General features: G+C 65.0%; 17 protein-coding genes and 3 pseudogenes. 6 read left to right on the top strand and 14 right to left on the bottom strand.

Going from position 1 to position 22,865, the window contains the following annotated elements; translation table 11 throughout:
• Positions 1 to 23 precede the first annotated feature (23 nt).
• Complete coding sequence (locus tag EV649_RS11450) at positions 24 to 1,370, bottom strand: MFS transporter (RefSeq protein ID WP_130383178.1); 1,347 nt, start codon at positions 1,368 to 1,370, stop codon at positions 24 to 26.
• 221 nt (positions 1,371 to 1,591) lie between these two features.
• Here EV649_RS11450 and EV649_RS11455 point away from each other — a divergent pair, with 221 nt between their 5' ends.
• From EV649_RS11455 to EV649_RS42130, 3 genes and pseudogenes are all read left to right on the top strand, one after another.
• The gene (locus EV649_RS11455; RefSeq protein ID WP_130383179.1) at positions 1,592 to 2,248 is read left to right on the top strand and encodes a TetR/AcrR family transcriptional regulator; all 657 of its coding nucleotides are present in this window, start codon (positions 1,592 to 1,594) and stop codon (positions 2,246 to 2,248) included.
• 319 nt (positions 2,249 to 2,567) lie between these two features.
• Positions 2,568 to 5,528 carry a LuxR family transcriptional regulator gene (locus EV649_RS42000; RefSeq protein WP_198682398.1) on the top strand — a complete coding sequence of 987 codons (2,961 nt, stop codon included), beginning with the start codon at positions 2,568 to 2,570 and terminating at the stop codon, positions 5,526 to 5,528.
• 1,150 nt (positions 5,529 to 6,678) lie between these two features.
• Positions 6,679 to 6,960: pseudogene (locus tag EV649_RS42130) on the top strand (transposase); the annotation flags it as partial.
• A 69-nt stretch (positions 6,961 to 7,029) separates the two neighbouring features.
• Here the strand turns inward: EV649_RS42130 and EV649_RS42135 are convergent.
• Both EV649_RS42135 and EV649_RS11470 read right to left on the bottom strand, forming a co-directional pair.
• Positions 7,030 to 7,476: pseudogene (locus tag EV649_RS42135) on the bottom strand (hypothetical protein); the annotation flags it as partial.
• Positions 7,477 to 7,617: 141 nt separating this feature from the next.
• Positions 7,618 to 8,499, bottom strand: coding sequence for a helix-turn-helix domain-containing protein (locus EV649_RS11470; protein WP_130383181.1), 882 nt, complete (start codon positions 8,497 to 8,499; stop codon positions 7,618 to 7,620).
• 99 nt (positions 8,500 to 8,598) lie between these two features.
• Between EV649_RS11470 and melA the strand changes: the two genes are divergently transcribed.
• Complete coding sequence (melA, locus tag EV649_RS11475; RefSeq protein WP_130383182.1) at positions 8,599 to 9,954, top strand: alpha-galactosidase; 1,356 nt, start codon at positions 8,599 to 8,601, stop codon at positions 9,952 to 9,954.
• A 39-nt stretch (positions 9,955 to 9,993) separates the two neighbouring features.
• Here melA and EV649_RS11480 read toward each other — a convergent pair whose 3' ends face one another.
• The 11 genes from EV649_RS11480 to EV649_RS11530 form a co-directional block, all read right to left on the bottom strand.
• The gene (locus EV649_RS11480) at positions 9,994 to 10,371 is read right to left on the bottom strand and encodes a hypothetical protein (protein ID WP_130383183.1); all 378 of its coding nucleotides are present in this window, start codon (positions 10,369 to 10,371) and stop codon (positions 9,994 to 9,996) included.
• Between the two features lie 23 nt (positions 10,372 to 10,394).
• Positions 10,395 to 11,498 carry a Gfo/Idh/MocA family oxidoreductase gene (locus EV649_RS11485; RefSeq protein WP_130383184.1) on the bottom strand — a complete coding sequence of 368 codons (1,104 nt, stop codon included), beginning with the start codon at positions 11,496 to 11,498 and terminating at the stop codon, positions 10,395 to 10,397.
• Positions 11,491 to 12,264, bottom strand: coding sequence for a ThuA domain-containing protein (locus EV649_RS11490; RefSeq protein WP_130383185.1), 774 nt, complete (start codon positions 12,262 to 12,264; stop codon positions 11,491 to 11,493). Before EV649_RS11490 ends, EV649_RS11485 begins: the two co-directional genes overlap by 8 nt.
• A 29-nt stretch (positions 12,265 to 12,293) precedes the next feature.
• Positions 12,294 to 14,402 carry an ABC transporter substrate-binding protein gene (locus EV649_RS11495; protein ID WP_130383186.1) on the bottom strand — a complete coding sequence of 703 codons (2,109 nt, stop codon included), beginning with the start codon at positions 14,400 to 14,402 and terminating at the stop codon, positions 12,294 to 12,296.
• Positions 14,403 to 14,474: 72 nt separating this feature from the next.
• Positions 14,475 to 15,002, bottom strand: a complete 528-nt coding sequence (locus EV649_RS11500) for a hypothetical protein (protein ID WP_130383187.1) — start codon at positions 15,000 to 15,002, stop codon at positions 14,475 to 14,477.
• Positions 14,999 to 16,120: a dipeptide ABC transporter ATP-binding protein gene (locus EV649_RS11505; protein ID WP_130383188.1), complete on the bottom strand. Its 1,122-nt coding sequence runs from the start codon at positions 16,118 to 16,120 to the stop codon at positions 14,999 to 15,001. The genes EV649_RS11500 and EV649_RS11505 overlap by 4 nt, the downstream gene beginning before the upstream one ends.
• A gap of 2 nt (positions 16,121 to 16,122) precedes the next feature.
• Positions 16,123 to 17,226 (bottom strand): ABC transporter ATP-binding protein, encoded by a 1,104-nt coding sequence (locus tag EV649_RS11510; RefSeq protein ID WP_130383189.1) that lies wholly within the window; start codon positions 17,224 to 17,226, stop codon positions 16,123 to 16,125.
• A 66-nt stretch (positions 17,227 to 17,292) separates the two neighbouring features.
• Positions 17,293 to 18,405, bottom strand: coding sequence for an ABC transporter permease (locus EV649_RS11515; RefSeq protein WP_130383190.1), 1,113 nt, complete (start codon positions 18,403 to 18,405; stop codon positions 17,293 to 17,295).
• Between the two features lie 10 nt (positions 18,406 to 18,415).
• A complete protein-coding gene (locus EV649_RS11520) occupies positions 18,416 to 19,402 on the bottom strand; it encodes an ABC transporter permease (RefSeq protein WP_130383191.1) in 987 nt (328 codons plus the stop codon).
• Between the two features lie 221 nt (positions 19,403 to 19,623).
• On the bottom strand, positions 19,624 to 19,947 hold the full coding sequence (locus tag EV649_RS11525) for a hypothetical protein (RefSeq protein WP_130383192.1): 324 nt from the start codon (positions 19,945 to 19,947) through the stop codon (positions 19,624 to 19,626).
• 45 nt (positions 19,948 to 19,992) lie between these two features.
• Positions 19,993 to 20,580: a hypothetical protein gene (locus EV649_RS11530; protein ID WP_130383193.1), complete on the bottom strand. Its 588-nt coding sequence runs from the start codon at positions 20,578 to 20,580 to the stop codon at positions 19,993 to 19,995.
• Positions 20,581 to 21,371: 791 nt separating this feature from the next.
• Between EV649_RS11530 and EV649_RS11540 the strand changes: the two genes are divergently transcribed.
• Both EV649_RS11540 and EV649_RS41575 read left to right on the top strand, forming a co-directional pair.
• Positions 21,372 to 22,328: a hypothetical protein gene (locus EV649_RS11540; protein WP_130383194.1), complete on the top strand. Its 957-nt coding sequence runs from the start codon at positions 21,372 to 21,374 to the stop codon at positions 22,326 to 22,328.
• 177 nt (positions 22,329 to 22,505) lie between these two features.
• Positions 22,506 to 22,813, top strand: a pseudogene (locus EV649_RS41575) (transposase); the annotation flags it as partial.
• Positions 22,814 to 22,865 lie beyond the last annotated feature (52 nt).

The following is a 22,865-nucleotide window of genomic DNA, read 5'->3' on the forward strand; positions in this document are numbered from 1 at the left end:
TCAGGCGGCAGGTTCGGCGTAGGTCAGCGCCGCGTGGGAGCGCCGGGCTGGGCAGAGCTGGCGAACTCTGGGCGTCGCCGAAGCATGAGAGCGACACAAGCTCCCATCGCCATGAATGCCGCGACAACGAACATCGCCGGCTTGTAGCTCCCGGTAGCTGTCTCGAGGCCACCAGTCATGTATGGCGCGACGAACCCAGCCACGTTCGCGAGGCCGCCCGCGACTCCGATTCCTGCGGCCGCCGCGGCGCCAGTGAGGAAGCGAGGCGGGAGCTGCCAGAAGACGGGCAGTACCGAGTAGCTCCCGGCCGCGGCAATGGAGATGGCGATCATGACGAGAGTGGTGTTGGGCAAGTACAAGGCGATTGAGACGGCGATGGCGCCGACGAGCAATGGGATGGCCGCGTGGAAGTGCCGTTCCTGGTGGCGGTCTGAGCTGCGACCGACAAGCCACACCGCGGCCGCCGCGGCGACAAAGGGAATAGCGGTGAGGAGTGCGGTATCCCAGATCGAGAAGTCCTGGTCGAACTGTACGGCCAGGTTTGCGACGACCTGCGGCAGAAAGAAGGACAGGGCGTAGCCGCCCATGTTGACCGAGAACCCTATGAACGAGACGGCGTAGATGCGCCAGTCCTTGAGGGTCGAATAGACATCAGACGGACCGTGCTCGGCTGCGCTATCAGCCTCCGATTCAAGAGTTGAGCAGAGCGCGGTGCGCTCATCGTCGGTGAGCCATAAGACGTTCTTTGGGGAGCTCGGCAGTACGAAGAACACGACGATGCCGACAACGACGGCGGGTATCGCCTCGGCGAGGAACATGAAACGCCAGCCTTCGAGCCCGAACAGGCCATGCCCGTGCTCGATGAGCACGGCTGAGAGCGGCGCACCCAGGACGACCGCAAAAGGGATCGCGATGATGAAGAGGGCGACCATCCTGGCCCGAACCTGACTGGGAAACCAGAGTGTCAACAAGTAGATGACTCCTGGCACGAAGCCCGCCTCTGCGATTCCGAGCAGAACCCGGGCCATGTAGAAGCCCAGCTCCGACTGAACGAAGCCCATCACCCCCGAAATCAGGCCCCAGGTAACCATGATTCGGGCAAGCCAGAGTCGTGCGCCCAGCCGGTGAAGGATGACGTTCGAGGGCACCTCGAACAGCACGTACCCGATGAAGAACAGACCGGCGCCGAGGCCGTAGGCGGCGGTCGAGAGTCCGAGGTCGGCGTTCATCTTCGCTGCCGCGAAGCCGATGTTGACCCGGTCCAGGTAACTGATGACATACATCAGCATGACGAGCGGAATGAGCCGCGCCGCCGCCTTGCGCGTCGCCGTCTGCAGGGCCACCGAGACACCGGTTGGACTAGTGGTCATGACGCCTCCTCGTACAGTGTATAGACAATGAATACACCGTAAATGAACTTGAGGGAAGAGCTTAGATTCGCGTACGCCGTAGGTGTCTGGTGTACGGTCGAAACGTGACCTCACAGCCGGACCCCAGTCCCACCCGTGCGCCAGAGACCACGGATCGTTCACCGTTACGGCGAGATGGTTCCTCACGGTCGCACGTCGCCGCAGTGACATCGGATGACGTGGTGTCCACGGCCCTGCGGCAAGCAGGCGAGCGTGGACTGGAGGCACTGTCGATCCGGAGCGTCGCCACCGAACTGGGTATCTCGCCGATGACGATCTACAAGTTCGTGGCGTCGAAGGACGAACTGATCGACGCCATGCTGGTCCTGGCGCTGAACAGGATGGAGATCCCGTACAGCAACGCGCCTGACTGGCAGCAGCGCGTCATCGATGTCATGGTCGCGTGGCGAGAGCTCCTGCTGGATCATCCGAGCGTCGTCCAGTTGCTTGTCGAGCGGCGAGTACCTGCACACTCGGAGGGTCTCGGCCGACTGGCTGAGCACGTCCTGGCCAACCTCGAGGATGGTGGGCTCACCGGACGGGCCGCGGCCCAGACGTTCTGGCAGCTGTTTTCACTGACATTCGGTCACATCGTCTTCGAGCGCCCGCGTCGCAACATCGACGAGGAGGCGCAGCGCGAGGCCGCGCAAGCCATGGCCGCGACGGCTCAGGCACGAGGCTTCGCCCGCGTCGCGAATTTGGCCGAGGATCTGACCAACCTCGCGGTCCGGGGGACACTGGAGACTTCGTTGCGGGTGCTGCTCGACGGACTTCCCTCACGAGGCGAGTCCCAATCTGTCAGCCAGAATGCCGCGGCGAGGGTTCAATTCGGTGAGTAAAACGGTGAGTTGCCGTAGGCCCGAACGAGTCGTCACCCGGCGGCTGAGTTGTCCGGATGTCGCACGCGGCCTTGGCATTGCCACTGGCATCGGCCGTCCGCAGGCCGCCGTACTCGAGGTTAGAGCTCGGCTCTATTGAGTGCGCTGCTGGTCCTGATCCAGGACTTCGCGGGCAAGCCCTCCAGCGCGCCAAGACGTCCGCCGGCGCTCGACTACTTCAGCGAGGCCGGCATCTGGACAGGTGGTTCGTGTCCGGTGAGCGAACGACTTGGTCATGGTCGGTTGCGCAAATGGTTTGGGCCGGGCAGACACTGTCTGTATGGGGGTGGTTCGCGTTAAGGCGGATCTCCGGCTTGCCGGCCGGGCAGGTGAGCTGCAGTTGCTCGCGGACGCATTGGCAGCCGCCGCAGGCGGTGTGCCGTGCGCGGTGGTGGTTCACGGGGAGGCCGGAGTTGGCAAGACTCAGCTGGTCCGGGCGGCATCCGACACGCTGCCACCTGATGTGCAGGTCCTCTGGGGGGCCTGTGTGCATTTTTGTCATGCGTCGGTGCCGTTCGCGCCGGTGACCGGCGCTCTGCAAGGCTGGCTGACGCAGGCTGACGGTGCGGCGCGCGCTGACCTGCTGTTCGGCGCGGACGATCTAGCTGCGCTCCTGCCGAGCTTGGGTCAGTCCCAGGCGAACGAACCGGGACGGCTGCTGCCGTTGATCGATCTAGTGTTCAGCCGGCTCGCCGACAGGGCGTCGACCGTCGTGGTGATTGACGACCTGCACTGGGCGGACCGCTCGTCGCTGGATGTCCTCGCCTACCTGATCACCGGGTTCCGTGATCGCCGCCTTGCCGTACTGGCAACATGCCGTGACGAGCATCTCGGCGAGGGCCATCCCCTGCACACCTGGCTCGCCGATATGCGCCGCATGCCCGGATTCCAGGAAGTCCACCTCGATCGGCTAGACCTAGCGGCGACTGAGACACAAATCGCCGGCTTGCTGGGGCGGCAGGTAGACATCGGGCTCGCAGTACAGGTGCACGAGCGCTCTTGCGGAAACCCGTACCTGACCGAGCTCCTGGTCCGCGGCCTCTCCGGGACTGAACCAAGCCTGCCGTCGGCAGCACCAACAGCGCTGAGGGACGCGTTGCTGGCCAGCTGGCACGGCCTGACCGAGCCGGCCAGGCAGGTCACACGCATCCTCGCCGCCGGAGGCCGACCGATCGATCTCGCAGTCCTGGCCGGAGTGTCGTCAACACATCGTGTCGCCAAATCGCAGCTGTCCGCCTGTCTGACCGAGGCTCGTGATCACGGCGTCCTACGACCCGATGATCGACACCGCCCATGGTTCCGCCATCCACTTCTCGCCGACATCCTGTACAACGAGACGCCGCCCGACGACGCAGCTCGCCTGCATGCAGCTTACGTACGCGTACTCTGTTCCCGGCCCGAGGTCGCTCCTGCCCGCGCAGCAGCAGAGCTGGCAGTACACAGCCACCGAGCCGGAATGACCGACGACGCCTACCGATGGTCCTTGATCGCGGCCGAGAACGCGGCCGAGTTGCACGCCACGGCCGAAGAGGCAATCCACCTAGAACGCGCCTGCTCGTTGTGGGCCCACGTCTCGCCGAACGTCCGAGGAGCACCGGCGGCCCGTGTGGATCTGCTGAGCCGTGCGAGCAGCGCCTGCGGCCGAGGAGGGCTGCTCGACTCTGCGGTTCGCCTTGCGGCGGAAGCGTTGATATTGGTCGACCGCAACGTTGAGCCGTTGCGTGCGAGCACCCTATTGCTCGCCCATTGGAGAGCAATGTATCGGCGCTGGGCGCCCGAGACGACCGTGACCGACGACCTCATCCAGGCGGTCCGGCTCACGGATGCAGCTCCGGACAGCGCTGAGCGCGCCCTAGCTCTGGGAGCGTTGGCTTTTGCCGAGCGCGTGGACAGGCTGCACGACGAAGCAGCGACCCATGCTGAAGACGCCGTGGAGACCGCGCGAAGATCCCGTTCCCAGCTGGCCCTGGCAGCAGCTCTCAGCACCCGCGCTTTCGTTAATTTCGCTGACTTTGCATCGAACCCGTTGTCGGACGCTGAAGAGGCGGAGCGACTTGCCCGATCGTGCGGCTCGACGGAGTGGCTCGAGGCGGCAGCGATCCAGCGGGTCAGGTGTTTGCGGAAACTCGGAAGGGATGGCGAGGCCACAGCTGTAGCCAAAGCAGTGTTCGAAGAAGCACTCGCAGCGGGCTCGGAGTGGTCCTATCACCTCGCCTCATACGCGGCCGACGGGCTGCTGGACGACGGTCGCTGGGACGACTGTCGTGAGCTGCTTCGGCAAGCCTTGGCGGCGCGTTGCGGCGGCATCGCGGGAGCCTCTGTTCGGCTGATCGCGGCTCAACTTGCCACCCGGTGCGGGCGCACCACGGAAGCCGAACAACACCTGGCCCGTGCTCTTGAGCTTATCTCTGCGGACACCGCGAATCATCATGTCGCTTTGACCATCGCCGCCGCAGAAGTCTTCATGGCATCGACTGGACCGCAGAAGTCGCTGCAGTGGCTGCAATCCCGGATCGACGTGGCAGATGCCGCATACATCGAGGGCCTACTCGTCGATTTCGCTCACGCGGCCGCAGAGACCGCGCAGGCCGCCCGCGATGCGGGAGACACACGCGGGGCAGCACAGGCCGCGGCCATGCTGCAAGATCTGCTCGGCAAGTGGCCTCACGAGCCGTTCACGACCTGGAGGCCCGAGGACGCAGACACGACCATGGGTAAGGCCCTGCTCGACGCCGAGATAGCACGCTGCCGAGGCGATTCCGGCCAAGCTGAACTTTGGCGTCAAGCGGCCGACAGATGTCATGCCGCGGGAATGCCATGGCAGGAAGCAGTGTCACGACTTCAGTGCGCCGAAGCCATCCTCGCCACCGGACCACCGACTTCAACGGTCAGCAATCTGCTGAGGCAAGCCCACAAGACTGCCGTCAAACTCGGCGCCAAGCCGCTGCAAACACAGGTCGAGTCGCTCGCACGGATTGCACGCGTCAATCTCAGGCATCCCGTTCCGATCGGAGGCGCAGCTCAAATGCCAAAGCCGCTGGCGGGGCTGACCGAGCGGGAACGGCAGATCCTGGCCTTCTTGGTCGCGGGGCGATCCAACGGCGAGATCGCCCAGGAACTGGTCATTAGCGACAAGACCGTCAGCGTCCATGTCTCCAACATCCTGCGAAAGACTGGCACCTCAAGCCGCGTCGAAGCGGCTGCGCTCGCGGAGCGGCTGGCCGGCCATCACCGCTCTTGACCAGGATGTGCCAGCCGCTCCCTACAGGTGCGCGGGTGGCAGATTCAGCCTACCCGGCCAGGGTATGGCGCCGCCGATACAGCCATACACCACCCAGCATGATGGCCGCGCCACCCAGCGCGGACGCGCCGGCCTGGATGGCCTCCGATATGCGGTCGTCAACCGGGACCTCAATGGTCACCTGAGGCCGCGGGGACTGGGACACGACCCGAACCGGTCCGCTGGGGTCTGGATCAGGAACCCTTGCTGCCGCGTTGCCTGCGGTGAGCCCAAGGGCGCTGAATGCGAGCGCCGATACTGCAATGGCAGAACACCTGTGGTTCACGATTCCTCCCCTCGCGGCGGGGTTGCCGCTTCACCTCCACGGTCGTCCAGAACCCCCGTCACCGGATCCTGCGGACCCCCTCAGATCGAAGGAACGACCTCTTAGATTTCGTGCTCTGGTCGACCAGGCGGATGAGCGCTCGTGTTGAGTGTTCTGACCGAGCTCCTACTCGCTGAATGCGACGACCACGGCCCGCGCCCCCTCAACGCGGCATCAAGGTCGCCAGTTCCGCAGGAGAAATCGCTGCGTCCGTTCGACGCCGACGCCAACGTGAAGCCCGACGCGGCGATCCTCCACCACCTGGCGGCCTGTAACTGGGTCAAGAACGGCCGGCAAGGAGAACGCGGTGTTCCTCGGACCACCCGGTACCGGCAAGACTCACTGTGAGACTTGCATCTGGTGGCTCAAGCCATGAGCGCCACCGGTGCAGGACGGATGATCGTTCGGGCTGACCTCAACCCGACATCGCGAATGGCGCGGTGCGAGAACGCCTCGGGATTGTCGCTGCAGAGGTTGTCGCGTCCGGCCGGTTCGTACGTCCGGCCTCGGCCTGTCTGCCCGCGGTCGCTGGGTGATCGCTGCCAGGTTGGTGCCTGTGATCGCGACTGACCCGAAAGACTCATTGGCCGCCGGTTGCTCGGTGCGCCCTTGCTTTGGATTTGTCGTCGTGATCGCCGGCACCGGCCTGGCCCACCGAATCGCTGGCCTGATCAGAAGCCTGGCCGACCAGATGGTCGTGCCTCATCACAGTCCTGCTGCGCGGTGACCGCATCCAGGCCGGTGCCGACATCTATCGGGCTCCACCGAGGGAGGAACCGCATGTCCATGCTGGCAGGCCAAGTCGACTACGTCATCGGTGTCGATACTCACCGCGACACCAACACCGCAGCCGTGGTCACCGATGCGGGTGCCATTATCGCGCAGCAACAGTGCACAACCGACGCCATGGGCTACCGACGCGTCGTCGCGTTCGCCGACGAGCATGCACCCGGCCGCCGCGTCTGGGCCATCGAGGGCACCGGCAGCTTCGGCTCCGGGCTCACCACCCACCTGTTGGAGCGTGGTGAGTGGGTCGTCGAGATCGACCGGCCGGCCCGACCAGCGCGCCGCGACGGCGCCAAGACCGGCGCGGACCGCGACGAGCGCCTTGTCGAGTCCCGGCCGGGCGCGGGTGGTGCCGGAGTAGGCGCGGTCGAGGTGAATGTGTTCGGGGTCGACGCCGAGGTCGAGCAGGATCTGCCGGTTGGCTTGGAGGTCCTGCTTGTCGGTCGAGCAGCGGGCGTAGCCGATCAGCATTGAGACCATGGACGGGAACTGAAACGGATAGCCCCCGTTCACCGGACAGATCACCGGACACCTTATGTGAGACACCGCGTCAGGCGGCGAACCGGTAGCCGCTGATGGTGCTGATGGGTGTCCGGTGGGGGTTCCCCTAACGGACAACAACCCATCAAGGGGCCTCCTCGACACCCCGCCTAACCTGGCTAATCGTTGTTTCGCGCTGGAAGCTACGGCGAGGCCTACCTTGCGGCTCGGCGCACCCTCGGGAGTTCTGGAGCTCCGCGAACCCCGAACTCTCGTGGGCCTCCGCCACACGTCCGACGCCTGCATCGTGCACGTCATCCACTGGGGTCACGGCGTACCCGACGCGACTCTTCACCTCCGCGACCAACCCGACGGACACCTCACATGCTTCTCGACAGGCGAACCGATCCCCTTCCGCTCCGGGACCGCGGCCCTGCCCGTCGTCCCCGGCCATCGCGTCTACCCGCTCGAATTTCGACGGTCCGGTGCCGATTGAGAACTGCCAGAGCGGCGGCGGTAGGCGCCCGGTGACATGCCGCACAAGCGGTTGAAGGTGGCGTAGAAGCCGCTCTGTGAGCCGAACCCGGCCTCGACGGCGATGGCCGCGGTGGTGGCATTCGTGGTGAGGAGCAGACGTTGCGCCTCGGCGACGCGACACTGCGTCAAGTACGCGCCGAGTGTGGTGCCGGTGACCCGGCGGAACAGGGTCATCGCGTAGTTCGGGTGCAGGTGCGCGGCCGTGGCGACCTCGGCGGCGGTGATCGGATCACGGAACTGGGCCATCGCGTATCTCGCCATGAGAGCGGCGTGGCGAACGCCGTCGTCGGTACCGTCCCACTCCACAGACGGCAGGTCCGTGCCGCGAACGCTGTGCAGCAGCCGCCGGATGTGCGCCTGGATCTCCAGCATCGCGATTCGGCGCCGCTCGACGGATCCAGTGGCGAGATCTTCGGTCCATCGGTCGAAGGCGGACAGGTCCAGCACCCCGGCTGCTTCCATCGGGGCAACCACCGGACGCCCGCCGAGCAGTCGGGCGAGGCCCGCGTCGGGCAGACTCCAGCCGAGCACCGTCCGCACGGGGACGTGAACCCAACCGACGTGGGCACGCAACCTGTCCGCCGCCCCGTCCAGTAGCCGATGCGGCATCGCAGCCCAGAACAGGCCGACCTCGCCGGGACGGATCTCGGCGACCGTTCCGCCGAACAGGTAGCGCAGCGGCGCGTCGGTCACCACGTTGAGCTCGATGTCGTCGTGGAGGTGCGCCTGCCGCATCGTCGGTGCCGGCCCGGTGAGACACCAGAGCTCGGGCGTGTGCAGCACGACCGCGGCCGGATAAGACATCGAGGACCTTAGTTTTCAGGAACTTCGGCGGAATCGTCCGGAGGAACTCTATTCCACTCAGCTCTTAATGTGAAGGCGTTCACCGACGAAGGGACCACGATGGCGAAAATTGCAATCATCGGCGCGGGCGGGTACGTCTTTCCCTTCCGCCTGATCGGCGATCTGCTCAGCTTTCCTGCCCTGCAGAACAGCACGCTCGCCCTGATGGACATCGATGCCGAGCGGCTCGAGCGAACTGCGACAGCGGCCCGTGAGCTGATCGAGCACCACGGGCTACCGGCCGCGGTACTCGAAACCACCGACCGCAAGGAGGCCCTGGATGCCGCTGACTACGTGATCATCACGTTCCAGGTCGGTGGCGTCGATGCGTACCGGCACGACGTCGAGATTCCCCGCAGGTACGGGATCGACCAGACGGTCGGCGACACCGTCGGGCCCGGTGGGGTGTTCCGCTTCCTGCGGTCTGTTCCGGCATACCGGGAACTGGCCTCCGATATCCACGCTCTCTGTCCAGGAGCGCAGGTGATCAACTACGCCAACCCGATGGCGATGGCGACCTGGTACCTGACCAGCCTGGGACTGCGGCCGGTCGGTCTGTGCCACAGCGTCCAGGGCACGACCCGCATGCTCGCCCGGGAGCTCGACATTCCCTACGGCGAGGTGCGCTATCTGTCCGCCGGGATCAACCACCAGGCCTGGATCCTCGAATTCCGCCGCGGCAACCAGGACCTCTACCCCGATCTGCGACGGCGGATGCAACGCCACCTCAACTGGCAGGACACCACCGGGCTCGCCGACGACGACGGTGACCACAGTGGCGTCGACCGGGGCGTGTCCACGTACGAGGGCGGCATCGAACGCGTCCGTACCTCGATCATGGACGCGTTCGGCTACTTCCACACCGAGTCCAGCCACCACGCGTCGGAATATCTGCCGTACTTCCGCAAGAACCCTGAGCTGGTGCGTGACTTCGTGCCGGTGCGCTGGGACTACTACGAGATCTGCCGCGACCACGACGAGGACGAGAAGATCATCACGGCCCTGGCCGAGCTCAAGGACGAACTCGCACCTTCGGTCGAGTACGGCGCCGTCATCGTCAACAGCATGGAGACGAACCGGCCCGGCGTGATCTACGGCAATGTCGAGAACCGCGAAATCATCCCCAATCTTCCCGAGGGATCCTGCGTAGAGGTTCCCTGCCTGGTGGACGGCAACGGCATCCAGCCGATCGCCGTGGGGCCGCTCCCGCCCCAGTGCGCGGCGGTGAACCGCACCAACGTGAACGTGCAGGAACTCGCCGTTCAGGCCGCCCTGACCGGCAACCGCGAACACGTCTACCAAGCCGTCATGTTGGACCCCCTCACCGGCGCCCAGCTCACCCTCCAGCAGATCCGCACCATGGTCGACGAACTGTTCGAGGCTCACGCACCCCTCCTTCCCAGCGAATTGCTGTAACGGACGGAGTCAGCCTGCGCAGTCGCAAACAGTCAGGGGTTAAGCCGACCTGCCGCGCAGCTCAGAGGCAAGCGCCGAACGCGCCGGCCTTGCCTCTGAGTCAGCCTTTCCTGCTGTCCACGCAGCGGGTGCGGTCGGGATCAGGTGGGTTCCGTAGGCGAGGTAGGAGCGGATCGCCAGGATTGCGCCGGCACGGGCCCGCTCGGTGAACTCGAACGGTTCGACGTCGATGGTGACCGGACCGTTGGCCGGGTTGCGGTACTGGCTGATCGCGGCGACGCATCCGGTGCTGCCCAGTTCGGTTACGGCGATGCCGTCGCCGGTGATTACGACCTTGTCGGGGTCGAAGGTGTCGTCGAGTGTCGCGAACAGGATGCCGAGGGATCTTGCCGACAGCAACGACCCGCTCGGGCGCATCGAGTCCAAATGACCCTCGTCCGTCAGAGACCCAATGGCGCGGTGTGCCAGGCTGTCCTTGGATCCCAGGACTTCAGGACCGCGAGGATGCGATCGTCGGTCTCCGCGGAGATCGCCTCCGCCTGGGCCTCTTCGAGGACGTCAGCGATCTGAACTGGCGATCCGGTGGCCGCTGAACGCACCGCGGCCTCGACCATTGCGACGCTCATGAGATTCGATCGCGCCTCTGACTGTGGCGCTTCGCCCGTACGCACGGCTCGGACGAACTCGACCAACGAGCCGGCGATCTGCTCGGGGTCGTCAGCCGCCACCGCCGGCAGCGCCTCACCCGAGGCGAGTTCGGCGACGGGCGAGATGTCCCCGTCCCAGACCGCCGTACCGCCGGATGCGCTGGCCCGCCACCGGCTGTTCCACGACGTTTCCAGGCCCGGGGCGCACCAGCTGCCGGTGAACGTGAAGCGGGTGCCGTCACCGAACCGAAAGATCGCGGACGCGGCCGCGTTGCCGTCGAACCAGCTCCACGACGGGTTGTACGAGTCGCAGTACACCGACACCGGCTCGGACCCGATCAGCTTGCGGGACAGGTCGAACTGGTGGATCGCCATGTCGACCAGCAACGGCTCGGCCATCCGCTCCCGGAAGCCGCCGAAATGCGGCGCCTTGAAGAACTCGCACGACAGCGACCCGATCGGGCCGAGCTCCGCGAGCTGCCGGCCGAAGGCCGCCCCCAGGCGAAGGTATCGGCGCGATTGCGAAACCATGAGCAACCTGCCGGCGGCTTCGGCGGCCGCGATCATCCTCAGGCACTCCCGAACTGTCTCGGCCTGCGGCTTCTCGCAGAGCACTGGCAGGCCGTACGACAGGGCAGAGACGCTGACCTGGGGATGCGCGGCGGGCACGGTGACGTCGATGACCGCATCAGCCTCCGAGCGGTCGACGAGCTCCTCCAAAGACGCGGCGACCGGTACGTCGGCGTACCCGTGCTCGTCGGCCGCGGTCCGGGCCACGTCGACGTCGAGGTCGACGAGCCCCGCGAGGACGACGTCCGGGTTGGCGGCGATGGTGCGCAGCCAGGCGCGCCCCATCCCGCCGGCTCCGACCTGCAGCAGTCGCAAGGGTTCAGGCATCCGCAGGCTCCTCGATGGGTCCGGTGTACCCATGTCCGTTGAAGAAGTCGCCGGTCTCGTAGCGCAACAGCGTCGGCACCGCACGCTCCGGCCGGTCGGAACGGGCCCAGGCGACGCCGTTCGCAATGACCTTACGCACGTCCTTGTGGTGATAAACCGGGTAGTCCTGATCGCCCGGCGAGAAGTAGAAGATCTTCCCGTGCCCGCGACGGAACGTGCAGCCCGAGCGGAACACCTCGCCGCCGGAGAACGACGACACGAAGACCAGTTCGTCCGGGACCGGGATGTCGAAGTACTCGCCGTACATCTCCTGCTGCTCGATCACGATCGGATGCGGCACGCCCTGCGCGATCGGATGCGTCGGAGCGACCGTCCACACCAACTCACGGTCCCGCTCACTGCGCCAACGCAGCGTGCACGTCGTACCCATCAGCTTGCCGAAGATCTTCGACCAGTGCCCCGAATGCAGCACGATCAGGCCCATCCCAGCCAGCACGTGCTGGTACACGCGGTCGACAACCTTGTCCTCGACCTCGCCGTGCGCGGCATGGCCCCACCAGACCAGTACGTCGGTTTCCGCCAGCACCTCCTCGGTCAGACCGTGCTCGGGCTCGTCGAGGGTCGTGGTGGAGACCTTGACGTCGGGCAGGTTCTCCGCGATCCCAGCCGCGATCGTCGAGTGCATGCCGTCGGGATAGATCTCCCGAACGTGCGGCTCCACCTGCTCGTGCCGGTTCTCGCCCCAGACAAGTACACGAATCGTCATAGTGTTCTTCCGTCAGATCGATGTCCGGGCTATGCCCAGAACCAGGTTTCGGGGTCGTAGGCGGCCGGTGTGGGGTGGTGCCAGTCGTTCACCAGCCCGCCATTGCCGGTCTGTTCCTTCGTAGGGACGTTCCGCAGGCCCTCCTTGATGAGCACCACCTGCGGATAGTTCGCGACCGAGCCGATAAAGAACGGACCGTGCTCGAGATGGATCTTCACCATCTGCCAGAGATGGCTGTCCCGCTTCACTGCGTCCGTCTCGACCCGTACCTTCCCGGCGAGATCCCACAGCCGAGCGATCGGCCCACCAGGCTCCGGCTCCGCCCGAGGCGGCTTGCGCTTGTACGGGTCCACATCGAGTTGCTGCTTCTCTGCCGCGGTGCCCCGCAGGGCGTAGAACGCCCCTTGCAGCGGCGCCCAGCGAGTCGGCTCCATCGGCATCAGCCACACCATGTCGGCTGCCATAGTGACCGTGCTCGCTTCCCACGCCGTCTTACAGATCCCCTGGCCCTGCGCCCATCGGTCCTCATAGCTGGCGGCCGGCACCGGGTTCAGCCGGCTAGCGATGCCGATCGCATCCCAGTGCTTCTTCAGCAGGTGATTCTTCTGCAGCGTCTCGCCACCTGGGGCGGTGTCGGCGGGGTAGTCGAGATCGATCACCAGTTTTCCGCCGTCGGGCATCTCGCGCTTGCCGTCGCCGTCCTTGTCGACGATGCCCAACTGGTCGAGCATCTTCTTGGCCAGCTCCGGGTCGTAGCGGACGAAGGAGTCCCGCCACTTCTGGTACGTCGACGGACCCTCCCCGCGGGTGAGCTCCAGCGTCTTCGGGCCGTACCCACCGGTGGTCAGCTCGCCCGAGTCGAAGTAGACAGACTTCCGTACATCAGCACGGTTGAACGCATAGGACAACGCCTGCCGAAACTTCGGCTCACGGATGAGAGCCCGCATCTTCGGCTCGTAGTAATCCTGGTTGAAGAAGAACATCGACCCTGTGCCGGAGCCGCTGTCCCACAGATGCAACTGGTACTTGGTCTTGGCGACGTTGCGTTTCAGCGGCGCCACGTCGGCCAGGGTCATACCGACGAACGGACCGTGCACGTAGTCGTACGAGCCGTTGTGAATCTTCAGCCGACGGGTCTCCGACTGGGCGACCACCTCGAAGGACAAGGTATCGAGGTACGGCAACTGATTGCCCTGCTGGTCGACCACCCAGTAGTAGGGATTGCGCTTCCACGTCGATGAACGACCTTGGTGGTACTCCGCGAGTTGCCACCCGTTCATCGTCGGCGACTTCGGATTGGTCGTGAAGTCGCGCATCTGGTCGAACTTGGTCGTCCAGTCCTTCGCGACATTGCGGTTGTAGCGGGGGTGATAGGCCTTCAGGTAGTGCTTGGGTTCCATCCAGCCGGCACCGAGTCCACGCTTGACCCAGTTGGCCAGCAGCTCTGGCAGCATCGGGCTGGGCGCGTCGAACGTCATCACGATCGTGTAGTCGTCGGGCGCGGTGACCTTCGCGACAGTCCCGGTGCCCGACCGTGCCTCGTCAGGTATGCCTTCGGCGAACTCCTCGTTGAGGACCATGTCCTCCCACCAGAACATGACGTCCTCGGTCGTCCAGGGCTGCCCGTCGGACCACTTCAGCCCCTTGCGGAAATGCAAGGTCCAAACCGTATGGTCCGGGTTCGACTCCCAGCTTTCCACCAGACCGGGCGCGATGTCCTTGCCGTCGTTGATCCAACGTAGCGGCGAATGGCCGTAGAAGTACTCCTTGGTCGCGTACGTCACGTCGTCGGTGCTCGGCAGGTTGAGTTTGCCGCCGTACTTGCCGGACTCCAGCCAGCGGTGCGGAACCACGTAAGGCCGCTCGGGCAGTCGCTGCTTCACCGGTGGCAGCGAGCCGGCCTGCACCAGCTTGGCCAGCTCGGGGGACTCCCCCAGCCCTGCGGGGACGGCGAACGGCTTCGCTTCAGAGCCTTTGCGGGCCAGATCCACCTTCGATCCGTTGCCGCTACCGCTCGAGGTGTTCGGACCAGGCGTGCAGGCCTGTACTGCGAGTACTCCCGCCGCGACGGCGGCACCGCGCAGCAACGTACGGCGGGAGGTTCCTGCCGTACCTACTGCGCTCTCGATCTTGTCCATCAGGTCTCCAAAATGGCTTCACGAATCGTCGATTCGATGGGACTGCAATGACGAGAATGCGCGAGGAGCGCGCTACGAACAGGCCCTCTCGGTCGAGAACCACAGATCCTGCGCCAGGTCGAACGTCGCGAAGGAGTAGTTGCCCATCGGGCTCCAGTAGTCGTATTCCTGGCGTGACTCCCCTTGATAGACGAGCACGATCTGCCAGGTATCGACGTACAACACCCACACCCGTCGCTGACGGACCACGTCGTCGTCCGAGAAGGTGTACAGCCGCTCCAAACGCACCAAGTTGCCCACCGCATCGTCATGCGACTCGAGCACCTCGCAAGAGTTCAGTCGAGCAAGCCCTTCGGCCATGCCAGAACTCAGGAGGTCGAGATCCTCGGCTACGACGGACTCGGGCAATCGGTTCGCCCATGCCGCGAGGTAGGTCTGCGGCGCCGAGGCCTCCGGAGAGAACAGCGCGCCCTCGTGGCCGTCGGGCAACTCGAACGTGTTCCATGTCGACGGGTGGCGGAATGCGAACCGCCCGAGCGGATCCTGGTAGATCGACACTCCCCGGAACCGCGGCGGGCTCTCCCGCCTCTGTTCGATCACGACATCGCCTCCTGAGTACTGTGTGGGGCGACATCGGCAGGCGGCCTCGAATTCCTGCTCGCCGCCGCTCGCACCGCCTCCTCCGCCGAAATCACGGGAACGTCCGGCAGCGGTTCGGCGCCTTTCAGCTCGAGCGAGTCGGCGAGGTGGCAGGCCGCCAACTGACCGCCACCAAGATCTCGCAGCTGCGGCACCTCCGTCCTGCATCGATCCTGCGCGTACTTGCACCGCGGATGGAAGTGACATCCGTGCGGCGGGTTGGCCGGCGAGGGCACGTCGCCGGTGAGCAGCGTCGGCTTGGTCCTCTTGCGCGGGTCCGGTTTTGGCAGCGCCGACAGGAGTGCTTCGGTGTACGGCATCTTCGGGCTGTAGAACAGCTGGTCCGTGGTACCGACCTCGACGACCTTGCCCAGGTACATCACCGCTACTCGATCGGCGATGTGTTCGACCACCGACAGGTCATGCGAAACGAACAGGTATGTCAGATCGAACTGCGCCTGGAGACTCTCCAGCAGATTCAGCACCTGTGCCTGCACGGATACGTCCAGCGCCGACACCGGTTCATCGCAGACGATCAGTTTGGGGTTCAGCGCCAACGCCCGCGCGATGCCGATCCGCTGCCGCTGACCACCTGAGAACGCGTGGGGGTAACGGCTGGCATGCTCGGGCCGCAACCCGACAACGCTCAGCAGTTCGGCAACCCGGTCGCGCAGTTCGCGTCCATGATGAGTCCGGTTGATCACCATCGGCTCGGCGATGATCCGGCCGACCGTCATCCGCGCGTCGAGCGAGGAGAACGGGTCCTGGAAGATGATCTGCATCTCCGGACGCAGCCGCTTCAGCTGCCGGCGGTCCGCAGTCCCGATGTCGACCGGGCCCAGCTCTTCGTGATGATAGACAACCTCGCCACCGGTCGGCTCCTCCAGGCGCAGGACGGTCCGGCCCGTCGTACTCTTGCCGCAGCCACTCTCACCTACGAGTCCGAACGTCTCACCGCGATTGATGGTGAAGTCGACGCCATCGACGGCCTTGACCTGACCGACGACCCGGCGAAGCAGGCCGTTCTTGACCGGGAAGTGCTTCGTCAAGCCGGTGACCTCGAGCAGCGGATCAGACATCGTCATTCCTCCTCTTCACGCTCGGACACCGTGTCGACTGCGACGTCGAGAGGGGTGCACCCTGGATAGAGATGGCAGCGCACACCGTGTCCGTCGACCCCGCCTTCGACCGGCGCCTCGATCGGCACCACCGTGTCGCACAGGCCCTTCATCGCGCTCGGACACCGCGGGTGGAACGGGCAGCCCGGCACGGTCGAATACGGATCCGGGACGCCGCCCTTCATCGTCTCCAGCGGCTGTCCGCGCCCGACACCTATCCGTGGTATCGAACGGAGCAAGGAGATCGTGTACGGGTGCTTCGGGTTGTAGAACAGGTCGTCGACAGGCGCCCGCTCGACGACCCGGCCGAGATACATGACGACCACGTCGTCGCACAGCTGGGCCACGACGCCCATCGAGTGAGTGATGAACATGATCGACATGCCGGACTCGGCCTGCAGGTCACGCATCAGCTGCAGGATCTGCGCTTCGGTCGTCACGTCCAGCGCCGTCGTCGGTTCATCGGCGATCAGCAGTGTCGGCGTACATGACAAGGCCATCGCGATCATCGCGCGCTGACGCATGCCGCCGGACAGCTGGTGCGGGTAGGTTCGCGCCACCTGTTCCGGGTTGGGCATTCCGACTCGGCGCAGCACCTCGACGGCCCGCCGCCGCGCTTCGTCCTTGTCTCGCGTCTGGTGCAGCCGGACTGCTTCCTCGATCTGGTCTCCGATGGGGTAGACCGGGTTGAGCGAGGTCATCGGCTCCTGGAAGATCATCGAGATCTCCTTGCCCCGAATGGACCGCATCTCCCGGCCCTGCGGATCCAGCGAGGTCAGGTCGACAGCCTCCGGCCGCGACCGGAACAGGATTCGACCCTTGCTGATCGTGCCGGCCTTCTCGACGATCTGGAGGATCGCGCGAGCCGTCACGCTCTTGCCGCAACCGCTCTCCCCGACGATGCCGAGGACCTTGCCTTGCGGCACGTCGAAGTTCACGCCGTTGAGTGCGTTCACCTTGCCCAGCGGTGTTTTGAACTCGACGTGCAGGTTCTGCACGCTGACGACAGCGTCGGCCGGTGTCCGCGCGCCGGGGGCGGTCGCGGTGGGTGTCGAGGTCGGCGTCATCCTGTGTACTCCTTGCCTCAGGCTGCTGGTCTGCGTCGTACGAGAGCGGTCGGTTGCCGCTGCGGCTTATCCGTAGGGATCCACGGCGTCCCGGATGCCGTCACCGAGCAGCTGGAAACAGGTGACGGCGACGATGACCGCGAACGCCGGAATCAAGAGCCACGGGTACGACGTCACGACGTTGACGTCCTGTGCGTCCTGCAGCAGCACGCCCCAACTGATCGCCGGATCCTGCATGCCGATGCCGAGGAACGAGAGCGACGTCTCGGCGACGATGCCCATCGGGATCGCCAGCATCGTGACCGCGACGATGTGGCTCAGCGAGTTCGGGATCATGTGGGTGCGAATGATGCGCGCATGGCCACTGCCGGCCGCCCGCGCCGCCTTCACGTAGTCGGCTCCGGCGTACGACATCACCTTCGCGCGCAGCGCCCGGGCCAAGCCGGCCCATCCGACCAGCGACAGGATGACCGACATGAAGAAGTAGCGCTCGGGTACCGACATGTCGCGGGGCAGGATCGCCGCCAGCGTCGCCCAGAGCGGTAGTGTCGGAACCGATGAGACGATCTCGATGACGCGCTGGATCACCGTGTCGGTGATCCCGGCGAAGTAGCCCGAGATCGTGCCGATGATCACCGCCAGGACGGTCGCGATCGCAGTCCCGAGCAGACCGATGCTCAGTGAGACCTGTGCGCCTTTCACCGTACGGGCGAAGACGTCGCGCCCGGAGGAATCGCCGCCCCAGATCAGCACCTTGCCGCTGCCCGGTGTGAACAGGTGGCGGTCGGTCTCGATCAGGCCGAACAGCTTGTAGTTCCAGCCCTTGCCGAACAGGTGCAGCCGATCCGGGTGCTCGCAGTCGGAGGTGTAGACGTACTCGAAGTCCTTGATCTCCTGCCGCAGCGCACACATCGCCGGTCCGCCGCTCCACACGATCCGCGACGGCACCGCGAACTTGGCGCTGGTGTCGACCGCCGCCGGATCGTTCGGCGCCACGAAGGGGGCGAACAATGCGACCAGGTACAGGAACAGCAGGACGATCCCACCGCCGACCGCGAGCTTGCTCTGCCGGAAGCGGCGAATCATCAAGCGGGTTTGAGAGATTTCGGCGACGTCAGCGCCCTTCTCGGCCGGCGCGGTCACGTCCGGATCGGTCGAGATTACTCCGAGGCTTGCCATCACACGCCTTTCAGTCCACCGCGCGAACGCGTGGGTCGAGCCAGCCCAGTGCGAGGTCCGCCAGCAGGTTGCCGACAATCAGCAACCCGGACAGCACCACCAGCAACGACGCCGAGAGATAGAGATCCTGCTCGGTCAGTGATGTGAGGAACAGCGGCCCGATCGTCGGCAGGTTCAATACCACGCTGACGATCGCCTCGCCCCCGATCAGTGCCGGCAGCACGCCCCCGAGGGCCATCACCAACGGATGGAAAGCGTTGCGCACGGCATGCTTCCAGATCACCCGGCGTTCGATCACACCTTTGGCGCGAGCCGTCTGGATGTACTGCTGGTTGAGTACGTCGAGCAGGTTGGCCCGCATCACCCTGGTCAGTCCCGCGGTGCCGCCGGCGGCGATGATCACCATCGGCACCCAGGCATGGCTGAGCAGATCGGTGAACTTGCCGAAACTCCACGGTGCATTCGCGTAGTCGCGCGAGAACAGGCCGCCGACGTCGAGGTTCAGCCATCGTGACGCGATCACCAGGATGATCAAGGCCAGCAAGAACTCGGGGATCGCGACGCCGATGAACTGCACCGAGGTGACGAGATTGTCCGGCAGGCTGTAGCGATGGGTCGCTGAGTAGACCCCCACGGGTATCGCGATCAGCCAGGCGATCATGAGGGCTCCGAAGCTCAGCATGATCGAGTAGCCCAGACGTCCCGAAATCAGGTCGGCGACCTCCTCCTTCTGGCTGAACGAGTAGCCGAGATCGCCCCGGGCAAAGCCGCCGGCCCACTTCCAGTACTGCGTGACGAAGGAATCGTTGAGGCCGTAGCGAGCCTCGAGGGCCGTGATCTGCTCCTGAGGAACAGTGCCTCCGCGCGACTGCAGCTGCTGGATCTCAGCTGTCAACGCATTCCCCGGCGGCGCCTGCACCATGAGGAAGCTGGCGACCGAGATGATGAACAGGGTGATCACCCCGTAGAGCAACCTGCGGATGATGAAACCGATCATGGCGGGTCTCCCGGCAGCAGCTTGAGTCCGTCAGATTTCGAGCGAATCACGTGTCATCGAAGCGCTTCGACGCGTTAACCGTGTCGAGAGATTAGGACTCCCGACTTGCGCGGTCAAGAGTTAGTTCCTCCGGACGATTACGCCGAAGTTCCTGAAAAATAAGGTCCTCGATGTCTTATCCGGCCGCGGTCGTGCTGCACTCGCCCGAGACGACATCGAGCTCAACGTGGTGACCGACGCACCGAGCACTGTCTCTTATGTCCTGACAGGCGCGGACGCTGCGCGCATCCCGAACGAACGTCCTGGCGCTGTCCGAGCCCGCATTGACGAGCGCGACGTACCACGCTGAAGTAGGTCAGTTCATCTATCACCTCAGCCGCGCGGCGCGTAAGCACGTCGAATACTCCGGCGGCATCGGTGAGTTCGGCGATCACGGTCGCCCCGACCAGGAACACCAGCACCGGCGCGACCCGCACCAAACATCCACTCGTCGACCACGGCAACGCGCCGCTGACCAGCGCGACCAGCCCGCCGAGCAGGCTCACCCACTACCGCGGCGGTGATCACGGCTCAGCTACTCGACCGCATTGTCAGGCCGGGCTCACTGTCGGCTCGAGGCGGACCAGTCCCTCGGGCAGTGCGTCGGCCCATTCAGCCATCTCAGCGGTGACCCGGAACATCATCGCCGCGATGAACGGTTGAGCCTGCTCATCCGAGCCGGTGCCGAAGGATTCCAGGCGCCAGTCTCGCCAATTGGCGTGCAGGACGTCGTACACCTCGTCGATCTGAGCGCGGGTGAACCGGCTGGGCACCACGCATAACTGTCGTGGCAGTTTCGGCGACAACTGCCGGATCACCGCGTCCACATCGGTGGCAGCGACGACCAACACTTCCTGCTCCGGGGAGGGACGGAAGATCGCCAGGTGGACGATCGGTCCGGACGACTCGCGGTCGCGGAGGTCAACGTCCAGCTCGACCACGCCGTGCCGCCAGCCACCGGGCGGCGGCGGGCACGGCGGGTCCCTCCGAACTGCACGCGCCTCCCGAGCAGGGATCTCCGCCGACAACACCTCGACCTCGATGCTCTCGTCACGCCAGATCCCAACCACCGAGACGTAGCCCAGACCTCGGTCCGCTGCGATGCCGGCAGCGACCGCCTCGCCATCTGCCCCGATCAACCGAACCGACCGATCCGACTTCCAACCCGGCGCTTTCCACGTCAAATCATGCACACGGGCCAAGTCCAACCAATCACCGTCCGCCCCGGCCACGAACCGCCCCCAAGTCCGAACCCTGTCCCCCACCCCGAACACCAAATCCCTCGCCGCCATAACTACATGCTGCTCCGCCCGAACACTTTCGGCATGCCCTCACAGCCCGCCGTACCGCGGGACCAAGCCTCCAGGCGCTACGAGTTCGGCGTAAGTCCGCGCCGACCGAGATAGTTCCTCGGCGGGCCTGGGCGAGGGCTACACCCACACGACCTCGACAACGGCACCCGCACGACGTACGAACGCGAAGGCCTGATGCCTCGCTATCGACTGCTGCCGTCGCCGACGGCTGAGTGCATCAACCGCCGTTCGAGATCCCGGCCGTTGGCAGTGTGCTGTCCGTTGGCCCAGCCCACGATGCGGGGGTGGACCGAATGCGCGACGGCCGGCTCTCACCGCCAGAGCGGCGAGAGCAGCTTGGCGCCCGCCACCAATCACAACGTCGATGCCGAACGGCGCCACTCGGCCGAGAACGATGATCCCTGTTTGGTCCCGTACTTCGTGACGAAGTGCTTCCCCAACACCTTGCTACCATCAATCTAGCAGTTTCGCCCAATTCTACTCGGCCGGTAGTTGAGGTGAGTATATTGCGGACATGGAGAATGCGTATAGCTGTTCTCGTCGCGATCGGAGTACTCTGCTCGGCCTGCGGTAACCAGGTCCCAACGAGTCATTCGGCCGCGAAGGCGACGGACTGCGTGGTACTGGAACGTTTGAACGCTCCGGCCTACTCCCTCGCGTTCGACAAGGTGAAGGACGCGTTATGGTTCCCGGTCATGGAAATCGGAGGCAAATCGAGCCTCCATCGCTATGATCTCGCGACCGGACAACAGTTTCAGTATCCGCTGCCGGACTCCGGCTACAACGGTCCTGTCACGACCACCGTTATCACCAGCGATGGCGCGGTATGGGTCAATCTGCCGTACGCTGTCGCGCGCTGGGATCCAATCCGAGAAACGATAACCACAACGTCGATCCCTGCGAACGCCGAAGGTCAGCTCCCTGGAGCAGTTGACACGACCCAGCCCCTGGCTGGCACATGGATTTCAACCCTCATTGCGGACGGCGACGGGGTGCTGATCGGCCGCCTCAACGTTCCCTATCTCCAACGGGTGTCCAGCGACGGCACAACGTCGAGAGCCTTTGACTTGCCCAACGGGTACGAGGGCACCAAGAAAATCGCTCGAGCGGGTAGTACGCTGATCGTGGCGCCGGGTTGGTTATCTAACGAGTCGGTGACAGACGCCCTAGCAATTGCGTCGAGCACAACGAAGCACACGGACATTATCCCATTGAACGGTCTCTATGATCTTGGCGGGACCATCGCCGCGCTGACTCAGAACGGTTTGGTAAAGGCCGACACTGGCGAACCCCTGTCGTCGACGCTCGTACCGGATCCCTCCGCGGATGCCTTGTTGGCACAGAACGGTGAAGCCGAGGTCGCGTACAGCCCATCCAGGCACACTCTGGAACGTGCCGTGGGAACCGAGGTCGCGACCCTTCAGTTGAACAGTCGCGAGGCACCTGCCGCTGGAGGAAATGGGACTTCAGTGAAAGCTTGGGAAGGCGTTACGGCGTTGGCACAAGGTCCCGAGGCCACCGTGTTCGCCCTTCGCGCCAATGGGACCGAGCTGTGCGAATGGGCATCCGGGTAACGGCATTCCCGGCCGGTCTACCGACCCGCGAGAGTCCGGCCGAGGAGCACCCTGCGGGACCCGTGCCACTAAACCTCGCTTTGCAGTAGACGATGTGATCGCGGTGGTCGACACGCGGCCTGGATGTAGAGAAAAGCCTTACCTGCGAAGGGATTCTGGACTTGCCTCGAGCTCAGAATGACCCGAGAGGGAAGGCACTTCGCAGGTGAAAGTACAACGAGGCGTCCCGCGGTCATGGTGGCGGCTCATGGGCGGGGTGTCGCCTCGCATGCCGGGTCGCGGCTGCTGGCCGATCTGGCCGAGGTCACCGGTTTGTCCCATGCCTTCAGGGAGGCGTTGAGCGGGCTTCGTCAGCGCGCGGTTCGAGGCATGATCCGCGCCGGGTGGTGGTCGACCTCGCGGCGATGCTGTCCGATGGTGGCGAGGCGATCTCGGATCTGGCGGTGTTGCGTGACCAGCCCGATCTGTTCGGCCCGGTCGCCTCGACCGCCAAACCCTGTCGAGGGCTTGGCCAGTATCGACGAGACCGTCTTGGGT

Origin of the sequence: Kribbella sp. VKM Ac-2569, from assembly GCF_004216905.1 — a bacterium.
Classification (GTDB): domain Bacteria; phylum Actinomycetota; class Actinomycetes; order Propionibacteriales; family Kribbellaceae; genus Kribbella.

Excerpts from the sequence above, each read along its gene's own strand:
- EV649_RS11485 (WP_130383184.1), bottom strand. The coding sequence starts at position 11,498 with ATGCCTGAACCCTTGCGACTGCTGCAGGTCGGAGCCGGCGGGATGGGG.
- EV649_RS11520 (WP_130383191.1), bottom strand. The coding sequence starts at position 19,402 with ATGATCGGTTTCATCATCCGCAGGTTGCTCTACGGGGTGATCACCCTG.
- EV649_RS11490 (WP_130383185.1), bottom strand. The coding sequence starts at position 12,264 with ATGACGATTCGTGTACTTGTCTGGGGCGAGAACCGGCACGAGCAGGTG.
- EV649_RS11515 (WP_130383190.1), bottom strand. The coding sequence starts at position 18,405 with ATGGCAAGCCTCGGAGTAATCTCGACCGATCCGGACGTGACCGCGCCG.
- EV649_RS42000 (WP_198682398.1), top strand. The coding sequence starts at position 2,568 with ATGGGGGTGGTTCGCGTTAAGGCGGATCTCCGGCTTGCCGGCCGGGCA.
- EV649_RS11470 (WP_130383181.1), bottom strand. The coding sequence starts at position 8,499 with ATGTCTTATCCGGCCGCGGTCGTGCTGCACACGCCCGAGCTCTGGTGT.
- EV649_RS11505 (WP_130383188.1), bottom strand. The coding sequence starts at position 16,120 with ATGTCTGATCCGCTGCTCGAGGTCACCGGCTTGACGAAGCACTTCCCG.
- EV649_RS11450 (WP_130383178.1), bottom strand. The coding sequence starts at position 1,370 with ATGACCACTAGTCCAACCGGTGTCTCGGTGGCCCTGCAGACGGCGACG.
- melA (WP_130383182.1), top strand. The coding sequence starts at position 8,599 with ATGGCGAAAATTGCAATCATCGGCGCGGGCGGGTACGTCTTTCCCTTC.
- EV649_RS11480 (WP_130383183.1), bottom strand. The coding sequence starts at position 10,371 with ATGCGCCCGAGCGGGTCGTTGCTGTCGGCAAGATCCCTCGGCATCCTG.
- EV649_RS11495 (WP_130383186.1), bottom strand. The coding sequence starts at position 14,402 with ATGGACAAGATCGAGAGCGCAGTAGGTACGGCAGGAACCTCCCGCCGT.
- EV649_RS11510 (WP_130383189.1), bottom strand. The coding sequence starts at position 17,226 with ATGACGCCGACCTCGACACCCACCGCGACCGCCCCCGGCGCGCGGACA.